The sequence below is a fragment of the Algoriella xinjiangensis genome (genome assembly GCF_900115015.1).
GTDB lineage: Bacteria > Bacteroidota > Bacteroidia > Flavobacteriales > Weeksellaceae > Empedobacter > Empedobacter xinjiangensis.
This window is the reverse complement of the sequence record NZ_FOUZ01000006.1, coordinates 92,246-115,198: the sequence shown is the minus strand read 5'-3', so window position 1 is coordinate 115,198 and position 22,953 is coordinate 92,246. Positions and strand designations below refer to the sequence as shown.

The window sequence follows — 22,953 nt, the reverse complement described above, 5'->3', positions numbered from 1 at the left end:
CGAATGAAAAATATATTTTTAATAGCACAAAGAGAATTCTTTTCTCAAGTAAAAAATAAAGCATTTATTATCATGACTTTTCTTTCTCCACTTTTGATTGTTGGAGCAGGAGCTGTCATTTTTTTATTAAGTTCTGCAAATAATTCAGAGGTTAAAAATATTGCGATTGTTGATGAAAGTACAGAGTTTGTAACATCGTTTAAATCGTCTAAACAAATGATGTTTAGTATTTATACGCCTCAAGAATTAAAATCAATAAAGGATACTTTAAAAGACAGTAAATATCTAAATGCGATTTTACATATTCCTAAAAATACAGATGGAAATTATGAAAATATCGAAAAGAATACGCAGTTAATTACCAATGGAAATTTAGGAATTATGGATCGTGAGAAATTATCGCGTGTAATTAGTTCTAAAATTGAAAAAGATAAACAAATAAAATTAGGAATTGATAGCGCCGCGCTTAATAATTCTAAAGCAAATGTAAATCTTAATGTTTTTAATGTTTCGGACGGAAAAGAGGACAAAGGAATGGAGTTGAAGATTGGTTTATCGATGTTTTTGACTTACATTATTTTTATGTTCGTGATGATTTATGGTGTAAAAGTTATGCGTTCTATAGTCGAAGAAAAAAATAACAGAGTTGTAGAAATTATCATATCATCTGTAAAACCATTCGAATTGATGATGGGAAAAATTGTTGGAACAACAATGGTTGCATTAACACAATTCGGAATTTGGATTGGTATGACATTGGTTCTATTATTAGCTTTTCCGGCTATTGCAGCGTCGCGAATGGATATGACACAGCAAATGATGAATCAGGCGCAAGTTGCGGAAGCAAATCCAGATATGATGCAAAAAATGACGGAAGTAAGCGAAGTTTTATTGACTTTTAATTATCCATTAATCATTTTTGCTTTTATTGCTTATTTTATTTTAGGTTATTTATTTTACAGTTCAATTTTCGCGGCAATTGGTTCTGCTGTCGACAATGATACTGATACTCAGCAGTTTACTTATTTTCCGTTAGTACCAATGATGATTGGTTTGTACGGAAGTATGACTACTTTTGAGAATCCTGATGGACCCGTAGCATTTTGGTTATCAATGGTTCCGTTAACATCTCCAATCTCGATGATTACCCGAATTCCGTTCGATGTACCAATGTGGCAATTGGCTTTATCACTAAGTATTTTATTGGTTAGTACAATATTTATGGTTTACATTGCCTCAAAAATCTACAGAATCGGAATTTTGATTTATGGTAAAAAACCAACAGTTAGAGAAATGATTAAATGGATAGGATATAAAAACTAGTTAAATGTACTGATATTTAAGTGAATAAATAATTAATAATTACTTAAATGATTTGTAAGGGGTATTCTGTAATGAACTGTTTATCATTAGTTAGCACATGTTAGCATAACTATGCACAGTTACAGAATACCCCTTTGCATACCCCTCGAAGTCATATTACATTTGTTTAACATTTTTGGTGATATCCTATAATTAGTTATAGTCACCAAAATAAAAAATGATTAAAATATGATTAATTTCGTTTTAAAAGAAAAAATTTTAGGAAAAAAAAGTGCCGTAAGTGCATTGATCTCTGGTGAATTTTCACCAACCAAAAAGAATGATCGTATTAAATTAGCCTTGGGTGTTTCTGTAACACCCGAAACTTTCGGAACATCTGCTGGTAATTATACATTTGATCCAAATCACTTAGTTAAAGGACGTAGTTTTGAAGCAAATCATCTTAGAGATAAAATACATCAAATAACTGTAAAACATGACGTATTATCAAGCTACTACAAAGTAAGTGGTAAGCTACCTAGTAAGTTGGAGTTTGAAAATAAGCTAACTGAATTACTTGTTAAGGATAATATTATCACCAAAAAAGGATACCAGAAAATAGATTTTGAAAATTATGGTAAACATTTTTTTGATGACTTTTTGAAAGATTTGATAGCTAAAGAAGTTGATGACTACAAAAATGGAAATAGAGAATTTGCATTGTCAACGATTAAAATTCACCAAAATGTTTATAATCATTTGTTGAATTATCAAGAGTATAAAGGGCAAAGATTATATATTGAAAATATAAAAGTAAAGACTCTGCTAGAGATAATTGATGTTGCAAATGGTATAATGATTGGTGAAATAAAAATAAAGAAAAATTATTGCTCCAATCAAAATAAATCACGTAATAAATTTGGTTATAGTGTAAATTTTGTCAATAATTTATTAGCTCAATTCAAATCATTTTTGCGTAAAGTAGATACTGATGAAATTGAATTATCAATAAATTTGGCAGCTTCAAGATTAAAACGAAAGAAAGCTCAAAGTGCAAAGAAAGTTTATTACAATAATGATTTACTTGAAGAAATTTATCTTCACAGACCATTAATTAAACGAACAGCTAGAGCAAGAGACTATATATTACTAGCGAGTACTTTAGGAATGAGACATCAATCAGTGTCTTTATTGTACAAGGAACAAGTAAAGCAAATTACTACAAAAGACGGGAGTATTTTTTATGCAATAATAAATAAGTCAAGTAAAACTGGAATTGAAATTATTTCGCCGCTTTTTGCTCCAGCAATGGAAATATATAGAAATAACAATAATTCATTTCCGAAAGTTTTTCTTACAAATTATTTGTCGAAAGCTCTAAGAGACCTATTTACAGAAATGAAAATTAAGGACAAAACGATTATAAATGAATGGGTTCATATCATTGGTATAGTTACAACTGAAAGAAATGTAGCTGAAGTAGTTAGTTCACATGATTGTCGCAAAACTTTTGTAACAAATTTACTTCAACTTGGTGTAAACAGTAGTGTAGTAAGAAGTATGACTCACGAAACGCTTGAAGAAAATTCTTCGTCATTTAATGTTTACGACAATGCATGCGCAGTTGATAGAGCTAAGACTTTTTATAATTCAACTAAAAATCTTGATTCAATTATTTATAAATATTGATAAAAAAAGCACCTTATTTAGGTGCTTTTTTACTTCTTTTTAATTGTCCAGTTGTTAGAAACTCTTCACATTCTTCTAAATAATAATACTTCCTATTGGTTATAGGTGACTTGTTAACAGGAAACCCTTTTTTGTCCCAACTCGTAAGAGCATTACGAGTAATGTTGAAGTATTTTAAAATATAAGCTGAATCTACTAACTGACCTCTTTTATTGTCTTTTTGAGACATCTATCAAATTTTAAACATTAAATACTTTGCTTTCATTTTATTGTTTATTCTTTCAAACTTGATGTTACAAACATAGTCGAAAAATCAACAAAATAAAACTTGTTTATTAATTAATAATCATGTAACTTATTGAAGGTCAAAATCTATTCTTATATTTGCAACATGCTACACTTAGTATAATTCAATCATTATTCTTTTAAATTGATAATTGTAGTACCCTCCCTCCGTATCCTCTTAATTTTACCTCCCTCCCTATGTTGTTCTAATAAACGATACAGGTTGGTAGATTTTTTTTTAAAATTTTTCAAATTTAAGGGGGACATAATATTTGGTATTAAAGCTATTTTTAAAAGAAGATCAAAATTATGTTAAAAAAAATTATTATATAAAGTATTGTTTATTAGTTGTTTGAATTTTTTTTATATTTTTTTTTCAAAAAAAATTCACTTTTTTTAAATAATGGGTAAATATATAAAAGGGGCGCATTATGCTCAATATGTTTAGACAATTATGAATAATTATAAATCAATCACTAATTACCTAAAAAATGGTATAATTAATCTTTCAAGGAAACAGCTTAAAAGAAATATAAAAAAGATATATAAAGAAGGAAATGATGCAGTATTGCTTCTAAAAAATAAAAGAGGTGTTTTAGAGTGGCATGTAGACTGTACTAGAATTCATCTTGTAGATCGAAGTCGAAAAGCAAAGAAAAGCAACAAAGAACATTGTTTAGAGATTAATGGAGCAGAAAATTATGATATCAAATACAAGACATCAATATCAATAAATTTTAAGGAAAATTATGATAGCAAATATTATTCTACTATTGCTAATCTTCTTAGCCAAAAGTATAGGCACAGTTTATATTATGTGATAGAAAAAGATGAAAAAGGTTACAATCACATACACATAGGTTGTGCTGGTGCAATTGAAGTTATAAAGATTCAATTAAGAGAATTACTGCATGATTATCTTGGTTATGATGAGCTCAATTTTAATACAGAAAGACTGTTTGATAATGCTAGTTATTCACCTGTTCTTATCGAAAAAATTTTTAGAGATAGTGCGTATCAACAATACCTTAAAAAAGGAAATGATGGCCTAGGAGGAGTAAGGTTAGTTTATCTCGATTAGTAATAGCCAAAATGAGGTGTTTCTATAGTATTCTATTTTTTTTTGTAAAACACACTGAATTTAATTACTAAACTATTGTTTTTTAATTGTTTAATATTTTTTTTGTCTATTTTTATGGGTTGTAAAAATAGAATATAAGCTGTTAATGTATCATTTGTTGCTCCTTATTCTTTCTAAAGTTTAATCTGAAGAGCATTGTACCAAATGGTATATGGTGTTATGTTGAAATATTATTGACGGAAAAAATCATCTAAATTATGTGATTTACGGGAAACCGTAATTTATCAATAATTTTTTGTATTAGATTAGCAAAACATAAAATAATTAATGAATTCAATCACAAATAATCCATACAGGATTGTCGGGATTTTAGCTAATGCTTCGTCAAGAGAAGTCCTAAGTAGGAGAAGTAGAATATCTGCGTATGTTAAAGTAAGTAAAGAAATTTCTTCAGAATATGATTTTTCTTTTCTGAATTCAATACAAAGGACTAATTCAATCATTGACAAGGCTTTTTCTGACATCGAACAAAATCAGAATAAAGTAGTGCATTCTTTATTTTGGTTTACAAACTTGAACACCGTTGACAATACGGCAATCCAACATTTAGTATCAGGAAATAAAGAAAAGGCTATTGAGATTTGGTACAAATTAACGGAAGAAAAAGAAGTTACATCTAAAAACTTTTCAGCTTTCAACAATATTGGAACACTTTATTTATTGGAAAATTCCAAAGATGAAATTAAACAAGGAATTACAGCCAAAATAAAACTTATAGTATCGGAGAACTTTAAAGACTTTGTTCATACGGTTGCTGATGAAACATTTTCTATAGACAAAAACAGACAGATTGAAATATTGATTGATGAATTGCTATCGCAATTCAAAAACAAGTATTCAACTGCTGAAACAATAGAATTGTTCAGTAATTGCAATGGAACTGCACAAAAGTACCTTTCTAAAAAGTTTACTGAAGAACCTATTCATAAAATTGAAACTCAAATTGAACAATGCACTAAAAAACGTGCAAAGGACAAAAGCAATGCTTATAAGTATGGAACAGATTTATACAGCAACACTAAAAGCGAGTTGACACTTTTAAAATCAATTGTAGGGAATACTAATCTGCAATACAAAATGTTAGCAGATAATATTGCTAAAGAATTACAGCAATGTTCCATTGATTATTTTAATGAAAGTCAGAAACTTGAAAGAAATAATAATTACCTCGAAGAAGCAATGAAACTGGCAAAACTAGCTGAAAGCGTAGCAGTAAATGATACAACAAAAAGCAAAGCCAAAGAAAATATCAGTTCGCTTGAAGGAATGAAAGACAGAGAGCTTAATCAAGCAATAGATATTCTAAAATCCATTAAGCAAGCTTTTCAGACAAATGAAGCAAAAATAACTAAAGAAGTTTTGGAAATGCCTATGGGTTATAACCAATCTATAAATTGGACAAAAGTAAATCAGATGATTGCTAATTCGTTAGATTGGGATAAGGTTATTGAACTTATCAAAGAAACTATTTCATTAAGAAGTATCGAAAAAATTAAAAAATCGGATAAACTTACCAAAATAACAGAATATAAATCCTTGGTTGATTTTATACTTGGAAAATTGAATTATTCTCAAAAAAATCAAATTAAATATATCTGCTATTGGAAAACAGTTTCCACAACTCAAACAACCACAAGTAGACCAACAACATCAACAACAAGTAATTCAAATAATAATGAAGGTATTCCAACTTGGTTATATTGGGTCGGTGGTATAATTCTATTAATAATCTTATCAAAAGCGTGTAATTAAATAATTGAATAAATGAAAAAAACTATACTCATACCCATTCTTCTTTGTACAACAATAATTTTTGCACAAGAAAAAAATCCAGACTTGCAAAAGCAACAGCAAGAAATTGTTTTCTTAAACCAAAAACTAAACAATCAACAAGCTATAATCAGTCAGCAAAAAACTGAACTGGCAAAACTTTCTGCAAAAACAGAAAATCAAGATAGACAAATCGACAGTCTGAAAATTGAAACAAATAAAAATGTTCAAAACATTCAAACAATTGTTAATGATTTAGGAACAAAAATCCAACAAACAGAAACTACTGCGAAAAATAGCTTTTCTAAGTTAGATAAAGACATTAGTACAAACCGTTTGTATTGGATAATTGTAACATTAGCAACATTACTTTTAGGTGGTATCTTATATTGGTTATTAGGCAAACGTATCGCAACCAGCAAAACCGATGTAGAAACTCAAATCAAAAACACCAAAAAATCTTTAGAAGAAGAAAGCATCAAATTAGATAGCAAATTGGTGGAAGTTTTGGAATCACAGTTGAAATTGAAACAAGAAGAAAAACAAATTGTTTCTGCAAATCCAACTACTGAAATTGACCATTCTTTGGCTTTAAAAGTGGCTGACGAGATTATCCGTATTCATAAAAATCTACAACAGATGGACGCAAATACAAAAGGACTAAAACAACTTTCCGCCTCTGTAAAAAGAATTCAGGAAAATTTCGCTTCCAATGGATATGAATTGGTAGATATGTTAGGAAAAGAATACAATGAAGGAATGAAAGTCATCGCCAATTTTATTCCAAGTCAAGATTTGGGAGCAGGAAAACAGATTATAACCAGAATTATAAAACCTCAAGTTAATTTTAAAAATGAAATGATACAATCTGCACAAATTGAAGTAAGTGTTGGAGAATAAAAAATAGAACTATGGCAAGAACTAAAATAGATTACGGTATCGACCTAGGAACAACCAATTCCGCTATTTCAAGAATAGAAAATGGCGAGGCTACGATTAAAAAAACGGATACATTAAAAGACACAATGCCGTCCTCTGTTTTCATCAATAAGAAACAAGCAATTCAAGTTGGTGATAGTGCATATAATGCTCTAAAACGGGATAAATTAAGTGCTATGAAAAATTGGGATGATAGTGATTCCAATTCTTATATAGAGTTCAAAAGAACAATAGGAACGGATAAAAAATACTCTAGTTCCAATTTGGGAAAAGAATTAACCTCAGAAGAATTATCTGCTGAAGTTATAAAAACTTTAAAATCTTTTATTAAAGATGAAAATGTGAATGCTGTTGTAATTACCGTTCCTGCTGCATTTGGCAATAATCAAAAAGAAGCTACAAGAGAAGCTGCAAAATTAGCTGGTTTTAATAATGTAGAATTGTTGCAAGAACCAGTTGCTGCTGCAATGGCTTATGGTTTAGAGAACAAGAAGAAAGACGGTTTTTGGTTGGTTTTCGATTTTGGAGGAGGAACCTTTGATGCAGCTATTCTTAAAGTAGAAGACGGCATTATGAATGTGATAGATACAGAAGGAGATAATTATCTTGGAGGGAAAAATCTGGACTTAGCAATTGTTGATGAGATTATTTTACCTTATATCAAAGAAAATTATGAGATAACTTCCATTTTAGCAGATGACAACAAAAAACAAATTCTTCGTGATGCGATGAAGTTTTACGCAGAAGAAACTAAAATAAAATTATCTTTTAATGACACCCATAATATTTTGTCGGATTTGGGAGATATTCCTGGAGAAGACGATAATGGAGAAGAGTTTGAATTAGATATTACGGTAACCCAAAGTGATATGGAAAGAGCTTTAGGTCCTATTTTTCAGAAAGCCATTGATATTTGTAAAAAACTTTTAGAACGTAAAAATTTAAAAGGTTCATCCCTAGATTCACTCATCTTGGTTGGCGGCCCAACATTTTCTCCAGTCGCAAGAAAAATGTTGGACCAACAAATCTGTCAACCAGATACAAGTGTTGACCCAATGACGGTTGTTTCAAAAGGTGCAGCTTTATACGCTTCTACAGTTGAAATTTCGGAGCAGATAAAAGAACAAACAAGAGATAAATCAAAGATTCAAATCGAAATCGGTCATGAATCATCAACCGTGGAATTGGAAGAATTTGTTACATTAAAAATTCTCGCAGATAAAACTGAAGGAGAAATCCCAGATAAAGTTCTTGCCGAAATTACAAGAAGCGATAAGGCTTGGTCAAGTGGAAAGGTAGAGATCAATGGAATCGGAGAAGTGATTGAAACGCAATTACTAGAAGGCAAAACCAATAGTTTTGAAATTACATTGTTTGATGATAAAGGAAACATTTTAGAGAGTGAGCCAAAAGAATTTAATGTAATCCAAGGTTCAAAAATTGGAAGTGCAACGCTGGCCTATAATTTTGGAATTGAAATTAAGAAAAGAGATACAGGAAAAATTGTTTTTGAAACGCTTAAAGGATTAGAAAAAAACACTTCAATCCCAGCAACTGGAACAAGAAATGGATTAAAAACTCAAAAACAAATTCGCCCTGGAATGGAATCGGATTTTATTAAAATTCCAATTTTCGAAGGAGAACATGAGGCAGAAGGAACAAGAGCTATTTATAATAATCACGTTACTGATATTGTCATAAGCGGAGCAGAATTACCTGCATTGTTACCCGAAAATAGCGATGTAGATTTAACGGTAAATCTTGATAAATCAGAGCAAATTACCGTAACTGCTTATTTTCCTTACCTAGATTTTTCTTATGAAGCTACTGTTGAAAGAACTATATCTTCAGTTGATTCCAATTGGCTTTCCAATGAAATTCGTAAAGCAAAAGGAAGCATTAAAGAACTGAAAGACGAAGGAATTTATGAAGATAAAGTTCAAAATGCTGAAACTGAAATTACTGAATTAGAAAGAAAATTTGAGAACAACAGAAATGATGTTGATAGTAAACAAGAAGTTTTAACCAATCTTAGAAAAACGCTTAAAACCATTGATGAATTAAGCGAAACCACAGAATGGCCAAAATTAGAAGAAGAGCTAAAAGAAGAATTTTACAGATTAGAAAAAGCTAATAAAGATTTAGGAAATGAACGTTCAACACAAGTTGTTAATCAGTTGCGAAATCAATTGGAAGAGGTTTTGAAAACTCAGGATATTAAATTAGGTAAAGCATTAGCAGAAGAAATACATTCTGTATTTTTTCAAATGACTTTAGTATATCAATTGATTAATTTCATCAGACAACACAATCAAAATTTTGGTTCATACCATTGGAAAGACAGTAACCGAGCAAGACAATTACTAAACGATGGTTTACAACAAATCGGAGAAAATCCAACTACTGAAGATTTACATCCTATTGTTATTGACTTAATTAATTTATTACCAGATACAGAAAAACCAAGCGGAGATGATACTGTTTTGGTTGGGTAAACTGTAAATTATGAAAAAACTATTAACTAACGTGTTCATTATTTTACTTTTGACTTCTTGTGAGTCAGAACAAGTAAGAAAATCACGTGACGCAATTGAAGAAAAAGAACGTATTGAATACGATCAAAAACAGCAAGAAGAACAAAAATCTGAAACTATTCGGGTGGAACAGGGCCGCATTCAGCAAGAAAAACAAGCAGAGGCTGAGCGTGTTGTAAGAGAGGCGCAAATAGAGAAAGATAGAAAACAGCAAGAAATTTACGATAGGTATATTTCGAATTCTTTGCAAACTGGCTCAACTCCATATTCCAAATATTATGGAAGAAACTCTTCTTGTAATGATTATGGATGTTCGCAAATAAAAGTAAGAACTAGCAATTCGGATGTATTGGTTACAATAAAAAAAAATGACAAAGTTGTAAGACACGCATTTATTCAAGCTGGTGACAGTTATACATTTTCTTTTCCTAATGGAATATACCAAGCTTTCTTCTACTATGGAAAAGGTTGGAGTCCAATAAAAGAAATGAAAAATGGTGAAATGCAAGGTGGTTTTATTTCAAGTGAAGAATTTGGAAAAGACGAACCTCAATCACTTTATAATAATATTTTAGCGTATGAATTAATTATGCAGGATAATGGAAATTTCAGTACACAGCCAAGTGATCCAGAAGAAGCATTATAGAATGGAAAAAATAATCAAAATAGGATTAGCGATTTTAATGTTTAGTTGTCTTTTGGATATGCCTTATGGTTATTATCAACTGGTGCGTTTTATAGCGTTAATTGGTTTTGGAGTGTTGTGCTATCAAGCTAATCAAAAAAGCCGACAAACTGAAATGTTTATCTATGGAGCGTTAGCATTATTATTTCAACCGTTTTTTAAAATTGCATTAGGTCGAGAATTGTGGAATATTATAGATGTGATTGTTGGCGTTGGATTATTGGTAAGTTTGGTGAAAAATAAAAAAAATGAGTAAGTCTATATTGTCCAAAGGACAAATCATTGATAATAAATATTCGGTTAGCTTCTTTCTTAAAAAAGGAAGCTATGCCGAAACTTATCGTGTACAAAATCAAGCGAATGAAGCTAAGTTTCTCAAACTTTTTGACTTTGCTAAATTACATCGAACACAGTTTACAGAAAGCGGAGAAATTCTGGAAATTGAAATGCTGAAACAAATCAAACATTCCAATTTGGTTAAATACAACGATAGCGGAAATATTATAATTGACAACCAAAAATTGGCTTTTGTAGTGTTGGATTTTATCAGTGGAGAAACTTTAACGGATAAAATGAAACGTGAAAACACATTCAATTCTTATGAAGCAAAAAATATCATACTGAGTATTCTAAACGGCTTGAATTATCTACACAACAAGCAAATCATTCATAACGATATTACCAACCAAAATGTAATGTTGGATTTGTCAGGTAATGTTGCTATTTCAAAAATTATTGATTTTGGATATGCTCGTTATCTGCAACAATCTAATAAAGAGTTTTTGAAAGATGGACTGAATTTTTTCTACACAGCCAATGAAACTTTTAATAAAGTCTTTTCATTTCAGAGTGATATTTATTCTGTTGGTGCGTTGTATTATCATTTATTGACAGGTTTGTCGCCTTATTTTATAGAAATTTCAAAATACAAATCAGATAAAATACAATTAGAGGAAGTTATTTTAGACGAAAGAAAAAAGCCTTTGAAATTTTCGGATAAAATAGACGAACAAACGCAAAATATTATTCGTAAAGCATTACAGCCAAAAGCAGAACACCGTTTTAAATCTGTAAAAGAATTTATCCAAACATTGAACGGAGAATTAGAAGTTGAACTTTCAATTCCAGAAGAAAAAGTTGCTAAAATCCAATCCAAAGAAAATAAAAAAGGTAAAGGATTTGCTTCCATTGCAGGAATGCAAGAATTGAAAAATACTATTCAATTAGATGTTATTGACGCATTAAATGAAAAGGACCGTTATGCGGAATATGGTTTAACAATTCCAAACGGAATGTTGCTGTATGGTCCGCCAGGTTGCGGAAAAACATTTTTTGCAGAGAAAATGGCAGAAGAAATCGGGTTTAATTTTTATCAAATAAAACCTTCTGACATTCAAAGTAAATTTGTAAATGCTTCGCAGGAAAATATCAAAAATTTGTTTGATGAAGCAAAACAAAACGCACCAAGTATAATTTTAATCGATGAATTAGATGCACTTGTTCCGAATAGAGATACATCCAACATTAGCCATATGAACACAAGTGCAGTCAATGAATTTTTAGCACAAATGAATAATTGTGGAGATGATGGAATTTTTATAATCGGTGCCACAAATAGACCAAATGCTATTGACCCTGCAATTTTACGTTCAGGAAGATTAGACAAACACCTTTATTTGGCACCTCCTGATTTTGAAGCTCGTAAATTGATGTTTGAGTTGTATTTAAAAAAGCGACCGACAGAAATCGGTTTGAATTACGAAGAATTAGCCAAGGCAACAGAGAACTATGTTTCAAGCGACATTAAATTCTTATGTGATGAAGCTTCAAGAAAGGCATTAAAAGACAATTTAAGAATTACAAAAACAATCGTACTGGAAACAATCCGAAGCAACAAACCGTCAATTTCTTTGCAGGAGTTGAACAGCTACTTAATAGTCAAAGCTAAAATGGAAGGAAAAAATAACAACAACATAGATAAACCAAAAATTGGTTTTTAGAGTATTATTTAGTGATTAATTTTAGAGAATAGAATTAAAATATAAAAAGAGATTTTGTTAAACCTCTTTTTCATTTATATACTTTTTAATTTTTTGCACTGTTCCAGAGCTTAGATCACATAGCTTCATTACTTCTCGTACAGATTTGTTAGATTTTAAACAACGGATTGCCTTAGGATATTTGGACAAAAAATCGTTCTTGTTTTCCTTGGTTCCGACATTCCTACCTAGTTTTCCACCTTCGGCAATGTACTTGTTTCTTCCAGAATTCAAACGCTCTTTCGTCAATTCTAGTTCGTTTCTAGCCATAACAGCAGCTATCTGTAACATTGCCTGCGCCATAGTGTTTTCTTTACCTTTAATGAAGGTATGTAGCTTATAATTATCTATTATCAAATTAATTGATGCGTCATTGCATGCTTCCAAAAACAAAGAAAATGATGAGATTTTTCTAGAAACTCTTGAAACTTCTGTAACAAGAACATTCTGTACCTTATTCTCAATTACATATTTTAGGATTTCTTTATTCTCGGCATCATTGTCAAGACCAGATTTATAGTAGCTATAGGTATGTATAATTTCATAGATTCCAGCGTAATTATCTATCAAATCCTTGATTTGACGACTAACATCTTGTTTTGTCTCATTTGTGGAACATCGCGCGATAATAACAGCAGTTTGTTTCATAGGTGTATTAATTTAAATCAAAGATATAAAATAATACGAAATATTGTATCATTATTTAATTAAAATAGATATAAAATGATACAGTTAATGTTTTGATACATTTTTTAAATCTGCTACAACAATCTCAACAGACAATTAAATTGAACCTTAGAGTCAAATACTATTCTTAACGCCGATTTATCTTTGCTGTATAAATCATTAAAATAAAACAAATGAATAAAACAGTAATTATAACAGGCGGAACTACAGGAATTGGTAAAGCAACTGCTTTGCATTTCGCGAAAAACGATTATAATGTTGTTGTAACAAGTAGAGACGCAAAAAAAGAAACAGAAATAGTTTCTGAATTTAAGCACAATGGTTTAGAGGTTACATTCTTCCCTTTAGACGTAACAAATGAAGAACAAGTAGCATCTGTGATTTCAAAAACAGTTGAAAAATTTGGAAAATTAGATTCTATAGTAAATAATTCTGGTATTTCATTAGGCGGTGCTGAATTAGCGGATACAAACTCTGATGATCTAAAACAAATGCTTGACACCAATGTTATGGGTGTTTATTATGGAATGAAATACGCCATCAAAGCAATGCTGAAAACTGGTGGTGGAACGGTTGTAAATTTGGCTTCAATTGCAGGCATCAATGGTTTATATGCAACTGCTCAGTACAACGCATCGAAACATGCTGTTGTAGGATTAACAAAAGGTGCGGCTATTGATTATGCAACGCAAGGAATTCGCATCAATGCTGTTGCTCCAGGAGCGATTAAAACTTCCGTTTTTCAAAGTGCATTAGATGCTGGAACGTACACCGAAGAAAGCATCGCTTCAATACATCCAATGAATAAATTGGGCGAAGTGGAAGATATTGCTAAAGCAATTTATTTTTTAGCTTCGGATGAAAATACATTTATGACGGGAACAATCTTAAATATTGACGGTGGTTATAACGCAAAATAATTCAAAAAAATATAGGTAAATTGGCTATCTGAAATTCAGGTAGCCATTACCTTTTTAAAATAAAAAAGATGATACAAAATACACTCACTTGGTACACTGGGGAAATATTTGAAGCCAGATTTATTTTAGGATTTGGAGTAATTACCATTATCGTAGGATTATTATTTTACTTTTACGGAAGCGTCCCAACGGCAAAAGCGTTGTTAATTCCTTTGATTGTAATTGGTAGCATATTTACTGCAATTGGAGCGAATATGAGTAGGTCGAACCAAAAGAAAGTTTCAGAAGTTGTAGCAACATACACAAAAGATAAAGTGGCATTTATTGAGGCAGAAAAAAAACGAGTTGAAGATTTCCAATACCTTTATCCCATGTCAATTGGCATTAGTTTAGTTTGTTTTGCTGTTGCACTAGGCTTGTTATATTTTGTAAAAAATGTACAATGGCAAGCAATCGCCATTTCATTAATATTATTTGGAAGTGCATTTGCAATAATTGACTACTTTTCAAAAGAAAGAGCGACAATTTATTATGAAAAATTAATCAACTTCAAATCTTAAATTTAAAATGCTTCAAGACAGAACCAAATTAAATATTCTTTTCTCTTGCACAGGCGAAGCAAAAAAAGATTTTGAACCATTTGTTCAAGATTTTGCTTTAACTTATGTATTAAATGGAATAATGATAATTAATGACGGAGCAGAAACTACCGAATATAATACAGGTGAAATAGGTTTTATATCCAAAAATCAATTGGTAAAAACGCAAAAACTACCACGAGATAATAAACCATTTATAGCAATTAGTATTTTTTTAGCCAAAGAAACGCTTTACAATTTTTCTAAACAAAACAACATGTTGCCAAAAGGACAATATACAGGAAAACCTAATTTTATATTTCCTCAGGACCCGTTTTTGATGGCTTTCTTCAATTCTATTGTTCCCTATTTTGAGAATCCAGATGCATTAACAGAAAATTTGGTAAACATCAAAACAAACGAATTAATAGAAATTTTGATTAAGCAAACTCAAATGCAAAATATTCTTTTCAATTTTCAAGATGCCTTCAAGATTGACTTAGAAGCTTATATGAATAGAAATTTCACACACAATATTCCGATAGAACAATTTGCAAAATTAACAGGACGAAGCATTTCAACTTTTAAGAGAGATTTTCAACAAATTTCTAAAGTAACACCAAATAAATGGCTCATAAAAAAGCGATTAGATTTAGCACATTTTCTAATCACTAAACAAAACAAGAAGCCCGTTGAAGTTTATTATGATATTGGTTTTGTAAGCTTGGCTCATTTCTCTCGAGCATTTAAAACCGAATTTAAAATTAACCCATCGGAAGTTAAAAACCACAGCTAACTTTGATTGACGCATTTGCATCATTTTTTATAGACGGCAAACTTTAATTGTAAGTTTGATTCAAAATATTTCTTGTGCTACAATAGGTGCAGTTTATTATGTTGCCTATTTCTCTACCCACTTAGGTTATGGCACAACAACAGGTTATATGAAAATCAAAACGGAACATATATTCAACCATTATTTTCATCACACCAAACAAGAAACGATAATTGTTGAGTTGTAAATCTAATAAAACCAAGTTTAAGTTGTGCCAACCAAATTATTAGTAGTATGTTTGTTTCGATTGACTTTGAGAACTTGATACCCCTGAGAATACCCCTCGCATGTATTAAGGAGCTAACTAATTGATATACAGTATAGTTTTTTGTATAGAAATGATTAAATGGATTTCTTATAAAAACTAAAAATATAAACCGAGTGAAATTTCATTCGGATTTTTTGTGATTTAAAACTAAATTTGAAAAAAAATAAAAATATGATTAACTCTAACGATCGACTATTGGTAATTAGTACGAGTACAATTTACGGTTATAGTTTTTTAGAATATATTAAAGATGAAATCAAGGAATTCATTCAATCAGACGAGATAATATTTGTACCGTATGCGCGTCCTTCGGGAGTTTCGTATGATGATTATACTCAGAATGTAAAAGATGCTTTAGAACCAATTGGAATTTCTGTAAAAGGCTTGCATACTTTTGAGAATAAGAAAGAAGCTATTTTACATGCGAAAGCAATTTTTATTGGTGGAGGAAATACATTTTTATTGCTTAAAACCTTGTACGAACAAGGTTTGGTAGAAGAATTAAGAAGTGCTGTGCATAATGGAACGCCTTATATTGGTACAAGTGCAGGAAGTAATTTGACTGGTTTAACAATAGGCACAACAAATGATATGCCGATAGTTTATCCGCCAAGTTTTGATGCTTTACAATTTTTACCATTCAATCTGAATCCACATTATTTGGACCCAGATCCAGATTCTAAACACAAAGGAGAAACAAGAGAAACGCGTATTAATGAGTTTCATAAATTTAATCATCAAGTTGTTGTAGGATTACGAGAAGGAAGTTGGTTACGTGTAGAAAATGGAGTGGTGGAGCTGAAAGGAACTTTATCTGCTCGTATTTTTAAGCAAGATCAAACACCAATCGAAATAGAATCTGGAATAGTTTCAGAAGAAATTTATTTGAGATAAATATATCATATAAAAATCCAGTTAATTTTTAACTGGATTTTTTAGTAAATGTAAAAGCTATAAAAAGTAAGCCATAGCACATACGATAAAAGCAGTAATTCCGGTATAAAAAAGACCAATAATCACAAAATATCCTAATTTTCGGTGTGTTATTCTAAATTTTCCTGGAAGATTAGATTTTTTATTTTGCTTCCCTGATTTGAAAATAGTAAATGCCCAAACAATATAAGTTAAGACTGCTCCAGTAATATGTGCCCAAAGTAAATTCTTGAAAAATGATGTGGCGATATATGGGCTAGATTCTACTAAACTTCCCGAACCTCCCGATAATCTAATCGTTAATTCTAATAAAATAACTCCAGTTACACAGGTATGAAATAAATTGCGTTGTATTTTTATGTGTTGTGCATATTTTTTTTCTTTCGCCAATTTTACGGCATATAATGCGACAAATGGTGTAAATATAGATAAGGTCAACATACCATAGACGACTATTAAGCTGTAATTCATTTTGTTTAAATTTTTGTCAAATGTAGAAGTCACTTATTTATTAAACAATTATAATCGACCAATTACAAATTTTTCGCGACGAATTTTTACATTAGCCCAAATCCTTTTTGTTACTTCGCATAAATATTTTGTATGGAATTTTTTAAAGAAAAATCAGGACTCATTTTACATCTTTTAGGATGGAGCATTTTGGCTGTCATTTTCTTTGTTTTATTCCCGATGATGTACAAAATTTCGCTTCCGATAGAGCATTATATTTACCATTTTATTTTGTTTTCCGTATTATTTATCGTGTATTATGTTAATTCAAAATTAATTTTACCTCGTGTTATTTGGCGAAAAAATGGAATAATTTACTTGGCTTTTTTCATCATTTTTACTGTTGCATTAATTGTATTTATGAATCAAATAGAGCATATTTTACAACTTAATTTTAAAATTCATCAACGTTTACATCCAAATCAGGTTTATAATTCGAGTCAGAATTTATTTTTTATTTCGGTTTACATTAGTATTTTTTCGTTGTTAATTTTTTTGGTCGGAATTGCAAATCATTTGATTAAAAGTTGGAATAAAGAACAAACTAAAAAGCTCGAATTAAAAGTTCAGAAATCGAAAGCAGAATTAGACACTTTAAAAGCGCAAATTAATCCGCATTTCTTTTTTAATACGTTAAATACAATTCATTCTTTAACTTATTTTGAGGTTGATAAATCTCGAATTGCAATTCAACAATTGGCAAAAATGATGCGTTTTGTGATGAATGAAGAAAAATTAAACAAGGTTTCTTTAAAAGATGAAATCAGTTTTATTGAAAATTATATTGATTTGATGCGCTTTAGATTAACTGAAAATATAAAATTAAAAATTGATTTTTCTATACCAGAAAATGATGTAAAAATTGCACCAATGATTTTATTACCATTTGTAGAAAATGCTTTTCAACACGGGATTTCCACGGATATTAATTGTGAAATTGAGTTGATTTTGAAATTAGACTTAGAAGATAAAACAATGGTTTTAAAAACAAAAAATCAACAGTTTACTAAACAAAATTTAACACGTAAAAAAGGAATTGGTATTGAAAATACGTTGAAACGATTAAACATTATTTACCCAAATCAATTTGAATATTTGATAAATAATGATGAGATAATTTATGAATGTTTCTTAAAAATAAAATTAGCATGAAATTGAGTTGTATTACAGTTGATGATGAACCATTTGCATTGAAATTAATTTCAAGTTTTGTAGAAAAAAATCAAGATTTAGAATTGATTTCAAGCTTTAATTCTGCTAAAAATGCACTAAAATTCTTAGAGAATAATTTGGTTGATTGTATTTTTTTAGATGTTGAAATGCCAGATTTAAATGGTGTTGAATTTGCTAAAATATTAGCCAAAAAAAATCAAAAATCATTGGTTGTTTTTGTTTCGGCGTATAGCAAATATGCAATTGATGGTTTTAAAGTTTCTGCGACCGATTTTTTGTTAAAACCTTACAGTTATGATGATTTTGAGCAAAGTGTTGAGAAAATAAAGATTCAAAAACGTTTAGCAACTTTAGAAGAAGAATTTATTTTTATCAAAATAGATTCAAAGCAAGTTAAACTTAATCTTTCTACAATTACATACATCGAAAGTATGAAAGATTATGTAAAAATTTACAGCGAAGAGCGGGAGGTACCTTATATTCCGTTGATGACTCTAAAAAAATTGAGTGAAATGTTGAATGATAATTATCTTCAAATTAATCGTTCGCAAATTGTAAATTTTAAAAAGATAGATTCTTTCGGAAAAAATCATTTAACGATTAAGAAAAAAGAGTTTTCAATTTCTGAAAAATATAGAATTGAATTTGATATAAAAAAACAAAGCCTCTCAAATTGAGAGGCTTTTATTATGTTGTGTATTTATTATTTTAATTTTTTAGCTGTGTACATTTTTTCAGCTAATTGTACCGCTTTGTATGCATCTACAACTCCGCCCGTAACAGAAATATCTGCTAATTGAGGATTTGTATTAACAGATTCCATCAAGATTTTCTTAATGTCTAAAGCAGATAATTTTGGATAATGTGCCCAAACCAAAGCTGCAACTCCTGCTACAACTGGCGATGCCATTGATGTTCCATCTAAATCTTTGTATTCTCCGTCTTTTTTAGGAACAGTTGAATAAATTTTTGAACCTGGCGCGAAAACGTCTACAGATTTCTTACCAAAGTTAGAAAAACTTGATCTTAAAATAGTAGGATCCATTGTGTTTGCACCAACCGTAATTACATTATTTACAATTGCTTCTCCTTTTTCGTTAAAAATAGTCGGAAAATTATTTTCTGTATCTACATTTTCGTTGTCATTACCTGCAGCTTTTATCAATAATAAACCTTTTTTCTCTGCGTATTTAAACGCATCCCAAACAATTTGTTTGTCTGGAGAATACGCTTTTCCGAAAGACATATTCAATATTTTTGCGCCATTATCAGCAGCATATCGTATTGCGTTTGCAACATCTTTATCGCGCTCATCACCATTTGGAACGGTACGAACTGACATAATTTTTACATAACCGTTACCAGCAATTCCGTCCATTCCGATACCATTTCCAGCTTTTGCCGCAATAATTCCCGAAACGTGTGTTCCGTGTAAAGCATCAGGACCATCAACGTCATTATTTCCGTAAAAACGTTCCGTTTTATCAGCGTAATTATCGCCAACAATAGAACGAGGATCTAATTCTGTATTTAAATTATATTCGATTTGGTCATTATAATATGTAAAACCTTCGTTAATTTCATCTAACGTAGATTTGGTAAATTCTGCCATTGTTAGACCTTCCCATGCAGATTCTGGAACTTGTCCAAAAAAGAACATTCCTTCTTTCGCAGCTTCAGATTTCGGTTTAAAATTGGCCATCAACTCTTTTGTGATTTTTTTATCACCCCATTCACTATTTAAAGCTTCTAAAGGAGCTTTTAACATTGTTTGGTATTGAGTCATCTGAGCAAGACCTTGTTTTGCTTCGGCTAATTTAGTTTCGTATTGTTCTTTTATTTTTTGATATTCAGCAAATTCAGTAGCAAATTTTGTTTTGTTAGATGCTGCATCTTTACTTGTTTCGAATAAATCTTTGTATTTAACCAATAAACGAGTCAATTCTAATGTATCACCCGCAACATTTTTACCATCTTTTCCTCCGATAAAATTCCAACCATTAACATCATCTACATAACCATTTTTATCGTCATCTTTTCCGTTACCAGCAATTTCTTTTTTATTGATCCAGATATTATCTTTTAAATCTGGATGAACAATTTCTACACCGCTATCTAAAACACCAACAATTAATTCGGATGGTTTACGTTTTTTAGATTCTAAAAATTGAATTGCTTTTTGTGTATTTACACCATAAACACCAGATTCTTCTAAAGATTCGTGTTGCCAATATTTTTGATCAACTTTTGGTAATGGTAGGGCAGTTGTTTCTTGTGCGAATGAAGTTACTCCGATAAACATTGCAACTCCTATACTTAATAAGAATTTCTTCATAATTGTTTTTTTACTAATATTTAAATTGTAGTAGAACTAATTTTTTTATGCAAAAGGAAGATACAAAAAAGGCTCCAAAAATTTGGAGCCTTTTATAATGTTGTGTTAAAATTATTTTAATTTACGTTGTTTGTAAATTTCTTCCGCTTTTTGTACTGCTTTGTAAGAGTCTACAACACCTCCAGTAACAGAAATATCTTTTAATTGATCATTTTTATTTACAGTTTCCATCAAAATATTACGAATATCTTCCGCAGTTAATTTTGGATAATGTGACCAAACTAATGCCGCAACACCAGCAACAGCAGGCGAAGCCATAGAAGTTCCGTTTAAGAAACGGTATTGATCTACACCAGGATATGTTGCATAAATTTCTTGTCCAGGACCAAAAACATCAACAGATTTTTTACCAAAGTTAGAGAATCTCGCTTTTAATGCATTTGGATCTTTTGTAGAAGCACCAACAGTTAAAACTGATTTAGAAACAGGATTATTGTCTTTAAAATTAGTTGGATAATGAATGTGAACATCAATATCTTCGTTACTATTTCCTGCAGCTTTTACAATCAAAACATTTTTATCAGAAGCATATTTAAACGCATCCCAAACGATTTGTTTGTCTGGAGAATATGTTTTACCAAAAGACATATTCAATATTTTTGCACCATTATCTACTGCATAACGAATTGCATTTGCAACATCTTTATCACGCTCATCTCCGTTAGGAACGGTACGAACAGATAAGATTTTTACATTATTACCACCAGTTGTTCCTTCAGAACCAATATTATTTCCGCGCACCGCACCAATAATACCAGCTACGTGAGTTCCGTGAGAAGATTCAGGTCCATTAGAATCTCCGTTTCCGTAAAAACGTTCTGTTTTATCGTTTGGATTATCAACATCTTTACGATCAACTAAATTTAAGTTTAGATGAGAAGACAATGTTTCTCCTTTTGCAGCACGACGAGCAGCTCCTAAATATGTATTAGAAACTTCTTTCATTGTTTTACCAACCCATTGCTCTTCTTTTAATTCACCAAAAATCCACATCGCTTCTAAAACTTGTGAATCTGTTGGTTGATAATTTTTTAAGATGTCTTTTGATAATTTAGTCTCACCAAATTCAGTCACCATTTTATTAATTCCACCTTCTACAGAATTTAGTTTTGCTTGTGCAACTTGTTGGTTATATTTTGCTTTACCAACAGCGCTTAAATATTCTTTTTGAATGGCTTGAAATTCTGCAAACTCAGATGGATTTTTCATCATCGCATCGTGATTTGCTTGTTGGTTATATGTATCGTATTTATCAGCTAAATGTTTGTAAACACGTGTTAATTCAGTTGTGTCGTCGTTATAATTAATTCCTTTTGCAGTTCCTAAAAAAGACCAACCGTGTACATCGTCAATGTATCCGTTTTTGTCGTCATCAATTCCGTTTCCTGGAATTTCTTTCGGATTATTCCACATATTTGCTTTCAAATCTTCGTGGAAATTCTCAACACCACTATCCAAAACACCAACTATAATTGTGTTAGCTTTTCTTTTGTGTTCTTTTAGAAATTGTAAAGCTTGATCTGTGTTAACACCATAAACACTTGTTTGTTCGATGCCTGCATGGTACCATTTTTCTTTTGGAACTTCTGTCGTTTGTGCGTGAGCAAACCCTAATGTAAAGGCAAATCCTACTGCAATCAATAATTTTCTCATGTTGTTATTTTATTAAGTTTTTTAAGTAAATAGCGGCGCTTGGACCTTCGCTAAAAAGTAAATCAATAATGCTTAAATCAGAAGTAAATCCAAATTTATCATCAAAAACTTGAATGTATTCTGGTAAATTATATTGAGCTGGTTTTTTAGCTGAGAATTGATTTCTGAAATCATGTTCAGCATCAATTATTTCATAAGTTTCGGTTGTTGAAATTTCTAAATCTAATCGTAATTTTTGATTGATAAAATCAATTGTTTTCAGATTAAAATCTAATAAATATTTTTCTTTCTTTTCATAAAAAGGAGCAAGTTCGTGTTCGTAATATTCGAAGTAAGGAGAACCGTGATATGCCGATTTTATTGATCGAAAGTGTTCTTTTTGCCAATGGTGTTCGTAAGATGGTTGTAAATCTGCAAATGTTTTTTTGCCATTATGTAACGTAGGTATATTGAGCATTAATTTGCCATTTGCACCTAAAATATTACATCTATTTCGATAGGTTTGTTTCTGAAAATTTTCACAAACTTCGATATTTAAATTTTGGCTTTTTACCATTTCTGCATAATAATCTATCGGACCAAAATAAAATGCGGCAAACGTATTTTTCATTCGTATT

22 protein-coding genes are annotated in these 22,953 nt (G+C 30.5%); 16 read left to right on the top strand and 6 right to left on the bottom strand.

The window, feature by feature from the left end:
- Positions 1 to 3 precede the first annotated feature (3 nt).
- Complete coding sequence (locus tag BM072_RS07120) at positions 4 to 1,323, top strand: ABC transporter permease (RefSeq protein WP_092907970.1); 1,320 nt, start codon at positions 4 to 6, stop codon at positions 1,321 to 1,323.
- A 228-nt stretch (positions 1,324 to 1,551) separates the two neighbouring features.
- Positions 1,552 to 2,991 carry a site-specific integrase gene (locus tag BM072_RS07115; RefSeq protein WP_092907969.1) on the top strand — a complete coding sequence of 480 codons (1,440 nt, stop codon included), beginning with the start codon at positions 1,552 to 1,554 and terminating at the stop codon, positions 2,989 to 2,991.
- 13 nt (positions 2,992 to 3,004) lie between these two features.
- On the opposite strand, the gene BM072_RS07110 is transcribed toward BM072_RS07115, so the two are convergent.
- A complete protein-coding gene (locus BM072_RS07110) occupies positions 3,005 to 3,220 on the bottom strand; it encodes a hypothetical protein (protein ID WP_092907967.1) in 216 nt (71 codons plus the stop codon).
- A gap of 510 nt (positions 3,221 to 3,730) precedes the next feature.
- On the opposite strand from BM072_RS07110, the gene BM072_RS07105 reads away from it, so the two are divergent.
- From BM072_RS07105 to BM072_RS07075, 7 genes are all read left to right on the top strand, one after another.
- Positions 3,731 to 4,357 (top strand): hypothetical protein, encoded by a 627-nt coding sequence (locus BM072_RS07105; RefSeq protein ID WP_092907965.1) that lies wholly within the window; start codon positions 3,731 to 3,733, stop codon positions 4,355 to 4,357.
- Between the two features lie 327 nt (positions 4,358 to 4,684).
- On the top strand, positions 4,685 to 6,169 hold the full coding sequence (locus BM072_RS07100) for a hypothetical protein (RefSeq protein ID WP_092907963.1): 1,485 nt from the start codon (positions 4,685 to 4,687) through the stop codon (positions 6,167 to 6,169).
- 12 nt (positions 6,170 to 6,181) lie between these two features.
- Entirely contained in the window at positions 6,182 to 7,087 is a 906-nt protein-coding gene (locus BM072_RS07095) for a hypothetical protein (RefSeq protein ID WP_092907961.1), read from the top strand.
- A gap of 11 nt (positions 7,088 to 7,098) precedes the next feature.
- Complete coding sequence (locus tag BM072_RS07090; RefSeq protein ID WP_092907959.1) at positions 7,099 to 9,621, top strand: Hsp70 family protein; 2,523 nt, start codon at positions 7,099 to 7,101, stop codon at positions 9,619 to 9,621.
- Positions 9,622 to 9,631: 10 nt separating this feature from the next.
- A complete protein-coding gene (locus tag BM072_RS07085) occupies positions 9,632 to 10,306 on the top strand; it encodes a hypothetical protein (RefSeq protein WP_092907957.1) in 675 nt (224 codons plus the stop codon).
- Position 10,307: 1 nt separating this feature from the next.
- Positions 10,308 to 10,601 (top strand): DUF6804 family protein, encoded by a 294-nt coding sequence (locus BM072_RS07080; protein WP_092907955.1) that lies wholly within the window; start codon positions 10,308 to 10,310, stop codon positions 10,599 to 10,601.
- Entirely contained in the window at positions 10,594 to 12,345 is a 1,752-nt protein-coding gene (locus tag BM072_RS07075) for an AAA family ATPase (RefSeq protein WP_092907953.1), read from the top strand. The genes BM072_RS07080 and BM072_RS07075 overlap by 8 nt, the downstream gene beginning before the upstream one ends.
- A gap of 57 nt (positions 12,346 to 12,402) precedes the next feature.
- Here the strand turns inward: BM072_RS07075 and BM072_RS07070 are convergent, their stop codons facing one another.
- Positions 12,403 to 13,032, bottom strand: a complete 630-nt coding sequence (locus tag BM072_RS07070) for a recombinase family protein (protein ID WP_092907951.1) — start codon at positions 13,030 to 13,032, stop codon at positions 12,403 to 12,405.
- 212 nt (positions 13,033 to 13,244) lie between these two features.
- On the opposite strand from BM072_RS07070, the gene BM072_RS07065 reads away from it, so the two are divergent.
- The 5 genes from BM072_RS07065 (at position 13,245) to pepE (ending at position 16,566) form a co-directional block, all read left to right on the top strand.
- Positions 13,245 to 13,991, top strand: a complete 747-nt coding sequence (locus BM072_RS07065) for an SDR family NAD(P)-dependent oxidoreductase (protein ID WP_092907949.1) — start codon at positions 13,245 to 13,247, stop codon at positions 13,989 to 13,991.
- Positions 13,992 to 14,059: 68 nt separating this feature from the next.
- The gene (locus BM072_RS07060) at positions 14,060 to 14,551 is read left to right on the top strand and encodes a hypothetical protein (protein ID WP_092907947.1); all 492 of its coding nucleotides are present in this window, start codon (positions 14,060 to 14,062) and stop codon (positions 14,549 to 14,551) included.
- A gap of 7 nt (positions 14,552 to 14,558) precedes the next feature.
- Positions 14,559 to 15,365 carry a helix-turn-helix domain-containing protein gene (locus BM072_RS07055; RefSeq protein ID WP_092907945.1) on the top strand — a complete coding sequence of 269 codons (807 nt, stop codon included), beginning with the start codon at positions 14,559 to 14,561 and terminating at the stop codon, positions 15,363 to 15,365.
- A gap of 55 nt (positions 15,366 to 15,420) precedes the next feature.
- Positions 15,421 to 15,591 (top strand): hypothetical protein, encoded by a 171-nt coding sequence (locus BM072_RS15470; RefSeq protein ID WP_177190273.1) that lies wholly within the window; start codon positions 15,421 to 15,423, stop codon positions 15,589 to 15,591.
- Between the two features lie 252 nt (positions 15,592 to 15,843).
- Positions 15,844 to 16,566, top strand: a complete 723-nt coding sequence (pepE, locus tag BM072_RS07050; RefSeq protein ID WP_092907943.1) for a dipeptidase PepE — start codon at positions 15,844 to 15,846, stop codon at positions 16,564 to 16,566.
- A 57-nt stretch (positions 16,567 to 16,623) separates the two neighbouring features.
- Here the strand turns inward: pepE and BM072_RS07045 are convergent, their stop codons facing one another.
- Positions 16,624 to 17,076 carry a DUF420 domain-containing protein gene (locus BM072_RS07045; RefSeq protein ID WP_125113023.1) on the bottom strand — a complete coding sequence of 151 codons (453 nt, stop codon included), beginning with the start codon at positions 17,074 to 17,076 and terminating at the stop codon, positions 16,624 to 16,626.
- Between the two features lie 132 nt (positions 17,077 to 17,208).
- On the opposite strand from BM072_RS07045, the gene BM072_RS07040 reads away from it, so the two are divergent.
- On the top strand, positions 17,209 to 18,267 hold the full coding sequence (locus BM072_RS07040; protein ID WP_092907940.1) for a sensor histidine kinase: 1,059 nt from the start codon (positions 17,209 to 17,211) through the stop codon (positions 18,265 to 18,267).
- Positions 18,264 to 18,965: a LytR/AlgR family response regulator transcription factor gene (locus BM072_RS07035; protein WP_177190272.1), complete on the top strand. Its 702-nt coding sequence runs from the start codon at positions 18,264 to 18,266 to the stop codon at positions 18,963 to 18,965. Before BM072_RS07040 ends, BM072_RS07035 begins: the two co-directional genes overlap by 4 nt.
- 26 nt (positions 18,966 to 18,991) lie before the next feature.
- Here the strand turns inward: BM072_RS07035 and BM072_RS07030 are convergent, their stop codons facing one another.
- The 3 genes from BM072_RS07030 to BM072_RS07020 form a co-directional block, all read right to left on the bottom strand.
- Positions 18,992 to 20,623 (bottom strand): S8 family peptidase, encoded by a 1,632-nt coding sequence (locus BM072_RS07030; protein ID WP_092907936.1) that lies wholly within the window; start codon positions 20,621 to 20,623, stop codon positions 18,992 to 18,994.
- A gap of 111 nt (positions 20,624 to 20,734) precedes the next feature.
- Positions 20,735 to 22,336: a S8 family serine peptidase gene (locus BM072_RS07025; RefSeq protein WP_092907934.1), complete on the bottom strand. Its 1,602-nt coding sequence runs from the start codon at positions 22,334 to 22,336 to the stop codon at positions 20,735 to 20,737.
- Between the two features lie 4 nt (positions 22,337 to 22,340).
- On the bottom strand, positions 22,341 to 22,946 hold the full coding sequence (locus BM072_RS07020; RefSeq protein WP_092908066.1) for a WbqC family protein: 606 nt from the start codon (positions 22,944 to 22,946) through the stop codon (positions 22,341 to 22,343).
- Positions 22,947 to 22,953: the final 7 nt, after the last annotated feature.